We start from the raw sequence: 5528 nt of genomic DNA, 5'->3' as shown, positions 1-5528 counted from the left end.
CATAAAAAATGAGCAGCCTTGAATTTCTTCAAGACTGCTCATTTCAATAATTTGGCGGAGTGAGAGAGATTCGAACTCTCGCAGGCCTTGCGACCTCTAACGATTTAGCAATCTGTCCCATATATTATATTTAATCGTAAGAAGGGGTATTTAATTAGGTATAATCTCGTTTTCTTAAGATTCAATTGTCATTTAATTTCTTCTATTTTCTTTTGTTTTTGGGGACTTGCACGTCTATTTGCACGGCACCCTGTTTTTATATACCCTGCATAAATACAAGTATAAATGATTAAAAGCTTGCTCCCATTGGGCAAGCTTTTTTGATTAGGACACTTTTTGCACTTTTTGATTGATACCTATTCTGAAAATTCCTTCCTAATTTAGTATAATGACGTCATCAACGAAAGGAGTGAATATTATGAAAAATTACACTAACATCTTTGAAGAACCGATGACGCCTAAACAAGTATCAGAACAGTTCTTCCACAACAAAATATCGTATGGAGTCGTCTTACAGATGGCTAAGTCTGGGAAAATGCCATTTCATCGTATCGGCCGGAAATTTTTTATCTGGCCTAACGAATTATTGGCATGGCAGGAAGGAAAGGCAGGTGAAGACCTTGACAGGAACTGTCCGAAAGAAAAAAAGAGCTAAAAATCGGTGGATTTTGACGGTGCGTTTTGGTTATGATTCTCGAGGACATGAAGTTCGACGTGAGAAAACCATTACGGCTGTTAATAAAGCCGAGGCCCAAAGACAACTAAATAGCTGGATGGCAGAGTTAGAAAATGCCAATCTTAACTCGTCGGAACTAACCTTACCTGATTTTGCTGCGTTATGGCTTCCACAACATGCCGCTAAAAAGCAATTAGCACCTCGTACCGTGGATTCGTATGAAAGGCTTATCAAGAGATACATACGACCGTACTTTCAAGATGTGCTGTTAACAGAAGTAACGCCGATTATGCTGGAATCTTTTTTTGTTCAGCTCTTGACGGAAAAATCAAACGTAAAACAAAGGCGTTCCAAAGATGGCTGCCTTTCGCCAAGAACCGTAAGAAATGTGTACTTTCTGTTAAGCGGGATTTTCCGAGCAGCATATCAATGGGAAAAAATTTGTACTAATCCAATGAATAAAGTGGACTCGCCTAGCGGTAAATCTCAGCTGCCAACAGTGTTCCAGTTAGCAACAGTGAGAAAAATTTTCAAAGCGCTGTCAAATGAAGACTTTCAATTTCAACTGCTGGTCTTACTGGCTGTAACTACAGGTTGCCGAGAGGGCGAACTGCTTGGGTTAAGTTGGGATGATTATTCATCAGCAGAGGGAACCTTTTGGATACATCAGACAGTGCAATATCTTCCTCAGAAAGGAACATATATACATTTGCGACCGAAGACAGATCATAGTTGTCGGCATGTGCTGATTGTTCCGCAGTTAAGACCTTTGCTGGAAGAACAGCGAGATGAATATGAAGCCTTGAAATCTCAAGCTGGAAAACGTTGGAATGCAGCGCATCTGGTATTTTTTAATCCCAATGGAACTCCTGTTAGACCGAACTCCGTTTCAAACCATTTTACAAATTTTATTAGAAAAAATGGTATCGAACACATGCGGTTTCACGACTTACGCGGGTTCTTTGCTACTCGGTTGATGTCGCAGGGGTATTCGTTAGCGGATATTATTAGGCGGACAGGTCATAGCAGAGCTTCTACCTTGCTTGACTATTACGGCCATGCGCTGGCTGAAAACAGAAAAGACATTGACACCGCAATCACGGAATCCTTTGACGCAATTCGCAAATTACCTTGATTTAGAGGCAGAGGGCTGAGGTGTTCAGCCCTCTCCCATTTTGGAAAGGAGCATAATAACATGTGCATTGAAAAGGTTGAAATTTATACGCTTAGTTCTACAGGTAATCCTATGCAATATTTTAATTCATGTTTTCCCGGTAGGGAACATTGTCATGCTATTTATCATTATAGCACAAATTCTTGTTACGTTACAGACGCAATTCAAGATGCGTATGAAAAATGGCAGCCGGAGATCCCTGTATTTATTTCTGCTCCTACTGGCAGCGGTAAAAACTATTTTGTTCAGCAAAAATTGCTTCCTTATGTGATGACATATAATGGGAGTACTGAAAGCTTGAAAAAGCGGGTACTGATTCTTAGTAATCGGGTAGCGCTGAATCGGCAGAATAAGCTGGAATTGGCAAAGGTAGTAGACCGCTATCTACCACTTAATGCCCCAAGTTATGAAGAAGCTTGCCACAAATGTTCTTGTGAGGAGTTGGATAAGATGAAGTATTTTGACTGCATACATGTCTGCTCGTATCAACAGTTGTTGGCTAGTCCGGAGATATTAAACAGGCAGTATTCGTACGTAGTTATCGACGAAGCTCATTTTTTCATTCAAGATGCAATCTTCAATTATCAGACGCAGACAATTTTAAGCAAAATTGTTTCGACTTTCCAATCAGCCGTACGAATTTATATGTCTGCTACCTTTGAAGATGCATTTCTCCCTCTTGTGCAATTAGAAGAACAGATGTGGAACCGTCGACCATATTGGGAAAGAGAGCAGCATTTTCAGTTTATTTTTTATGATCTGCCATGCCAATATGACTATATATCGGAAATTCAGGCTATCCCGGAAAAGGAAGAAGAATTAGTTCCATATATAAAACAAAGAAAAGAAAAGTGGCTGATCTTTGTCGCCGACAAGGAAAAAGGCGCCGCTCTGGCATCTGCATTGGGGAATGAGGCTGCGTTCATTTGCTCGGAAACTAAAGTCGGAAAACGCGGAAATAAGGTTGTATATGACCAGCTTGTTGAAAACCAAACGTATAAGCCGCGTATTCTTATCTCGACAGCAGTTATTGATAACGGCATTTCTCTTAAGGATGAAAAGATAAGGCATGTAGCTATATTTGTTCCGCAGCCTGTTTCTTTCCTTCAAATGTTGGGACGTGTCCGTATTCAGAAAAAACAGAAGATTACGTTGTATATACCGCAGTATTCTTCAGGGAGTTTAAAGCGAAAATTAAAACAGGAAATGCAAGAGCTTTGCTATCGATGGGCTTTTGATGCGATGAATACTCAACAGCGGTGGTATGAATGCAATCAAGTGATGCAAAGCCAAGGATGGCATCATCCGGGATTCGGTATGGATAACCAAACGGGAGAATTTTCTTATAGTCCCTTATCCAAACTGTATTTGGTGTCCACTATTTTGACTCTGAAATATATTTTATATTTTTCAGAAGGCGATACCCATGTTTCGCTATCAGGTAGTGCTGAAATATGGCGTTCCCGGATTTTAAACATGTTAGAAGCAAAACAAGAGTTGGATTACAACGAAGCTAGGCTGTATGCGGCATTATCTGATGAAGACTGCATACAGTTTTGGAACCAAACTTCTATCAACGAAGATATAGTGCTGGGAAGCTTTGAAAAAGAGTTTTTCTGCGAGATAGAAGGAATCAATCTTCGGTATAGAGATGGATTTGATTTTAAGCAAACCATTTTGTACGCGCGTATAGTAGATTTGAAAAAACAACTATCAGATTCTAAGTCGGCGACTGAGCATCATGCAATATTGGCGGAACTGCAGCAGCTTATCAAAACCTATAACCGCATGATTGAGCCTGATAAGCCCTTTGATATAGTTGCGGCCCAAGCTGCTTGGCTAGGGAAGGAATATAAACCTGGGGAGAGTGTAAAAGATGCAACTGCGCAAACTGTTACCAAAGACGCCGTTCTTGCGTGGTGTGAACAGAATATTTTCCCTTTAGCCGAATACGAAAATGCGAAATCAGAGCAGAAAGATAAGATGTTATGTGAATATGGTTTTGATACTATCAAGGACAGTCGATTAGCATTATTGCGGGATTATATAATGAAGAAAGGGCGTGAAATAAAACAGCAGAAAGCTATTAACGGGCTTTTAGCTGAGGAGAAAATCCCATATATATTTGAATCCAAACAAATTTCGAGTATAAAAGGAGAGATTGAAAAAGGAAAAGTGTATTGGATACTGATTGAAACACAATGTGCCACGGAGTAGAGTATTTTGTCACGCGTCGATGCTTGGCGTCTTACGCTAAGCATCTCCTTGGCTGTTGGTCATCCAGCAGCCAAGGATCGAGGCGTGGCGAAATGCTTGTATGGTGGCACATGTAGGGATGATGTTAAATGATAGGGCAGGTATAAAGCCGGCAGAGAAAGGATTTTCTCTGCCGGTAATATTTTATATTTTAGGGAGAAACGAGAAAACTAGGCATAGTATAAATAAGTATGTTTATATGGGTGTGAAATTTTAGCGAAAGCGGTAAAATATATGTGGGAATATTAGAGCTGGAAATTTTTCGACAATTGCGAAAATTTTACATCGAAAGGATTGCTGTAGTATATGTGCCATCAGGATGAAGATTTACGTAAAGAGCTATTTAACTTAGGAAATAGCGTAGATACTTGTAACTATTTGGAGAATATGTATAAAATTCTATCGGATGATGAAAAAGAAAAATATGCTTTTCAAAATAATTTTTCTAGACTAATTATTGCGGGCATAGATATAAGGGATTCAAAAACAAAAAAGACTCCTTTGATAAAAAAAGAGTGGTTGTTTTTGCCAGCCGGTCAGAAACAAATATCGTTAGCTCAATGTACCTTTTACTCTCAATGGATGAAAGACATGAAGGAGCATGTTGCAAAACTGTTTAACACGGATACGACGCAAACGGAAAAGGTAAGAAAAAAATTTTGTTTATGGATAATAAAATTAAATTATCGTACAGAAAGCAATAATGTAAGAGTAAGGGCATATAAAAAGTTACGGAAACAACTGGACAAAATCATGAAGAAAACGAGTGAAATCATGAGTTGCATCGGTTGGGAACAACGTATTTTTGATGATGCAGAGAGCCCTCTTATTTTTGACAGTAAATTTAAAGAACTTATCAAAATTCCATTTTCTTTACCAATTATTGGAGTTGTGCATGGTGGATTTTTATTGGAGTTCTATTTAGAATATGTGAATAAAAAGGAATTATCTATCTTATATAGCAGTAAAGAATTTTGGGCTCTTTATGCGGCTACGTCATATTTTTCTTTGCGGGAAAAAGACAGCACTGGTGAAATAAAGAATTTTAATCAGTGTAAGAAACGCATAAGCAGCCGAAGCAGTGAACGAAAAGAAAAAATGAAAGATTGGGCTGCTCAATTATGGATTTACGGTGCATTTGCTTTTGCAGATAAAGAAAGATACAATATTCCTCGAAGGCGAGAAGTTAAAAGCGTAACGTGGGAAATGGAACCATTAGACGAATGGACCATAATAAACAATCTTTTTGAATATATAAATTTTGAATGGAATGATACAGCCCCATATGTTTCTGTGGATTGGCAAAAAGGCCCAGCATTTAATACCAAATGTAAATCTTCGTTTGAAAATGCGTTGAAGAATCCGCAGCATTCATTATTTAGTGATTTCATTTATAGCAGAGATAATATAGATAAGCCGGTT

General features: G+C 38.6%; 4 protein-coding genes. All 4 read left to right on the top strand.

What is annotated here, in order from left to right:
• The first annotated feature begins 418 nt into the window (after positions 1–418).
• Positions 419–655 carry a hypothetical protein gene (locus E0L13_RS11610; protein WP_168062573.1) on the top strand — a complete coding sequence of 79 codons (237 nt, stop codon included), beginning with the start codon at positions 419–421 and terminating at the stop codon, positions 653–655.
• Positions 612–1811: a site-specific integrase gene (locus E0L13_RS11605; protein ID WP_168062571.1), complete on the top strand. Its 1200-nt coding sequence runs from the start codon at positions 612–614 to the stop codon at positions 1809–1811. The genes E0L13_RS11610 and E0L13_RS11605 overlap by 44 nt, the downstream gene beginning before the upstream one ends.
• 60 nt (positions 1812–1871) lie before the next feature.
• Positions 1872–4067 carry a DEAD/DEAH box helicase family protein gene (locus E0L13_RS11600; RefSeq protein WP_168062570.1) on the top strand — a complete coding sequence of 732 codons (2196 nt, stop codon included), beginning with the start codon at positions 1872–1874 and terminating at the stop codon, positions 4065–4067.
• A 345-nt stretch (positions 4068–4412) separates the two neighbouring features.
• Positions 4413–5528, top strand: a 1116-nt coding sequence (locus E0L13_RS11595) for a hypothetical protein (RefSeq protein WP_168062568.1), incomplete at its 3' end; no start/stop codon positions are given.

Origin of the sequence: Megasphaera sp. SW808 (assembly GCF_012027795.1) — a bacterium.
GTDB lineage: Bacteria > Bacillota > Negativicutes > Veillonellales > Megasphaeraceae > Megasphaera > Megasphaera stantonii.
Note: the sequence above shows the minus strand (reverse complement) of the source record. Positions and strands in the feature narration are given on the sequence as shown.

Excerpts from the sequence above, each read along its gene's own strand:
- E0L13_RS11600 (WP_168062570.1), top strand. The coding sequence starts at position 1,872 with ATGTGCATTGAAAAGGTTGAAATTTATACGCTTAGTTCTACAGGTAAT.
- E0L13_RS11610 (WP_168062573.1), top strand. The coding sequence starts at position 419 with ATGAAAAATTACACTAACATCTTTGAAGAACCGATGACGCCTAAACAA.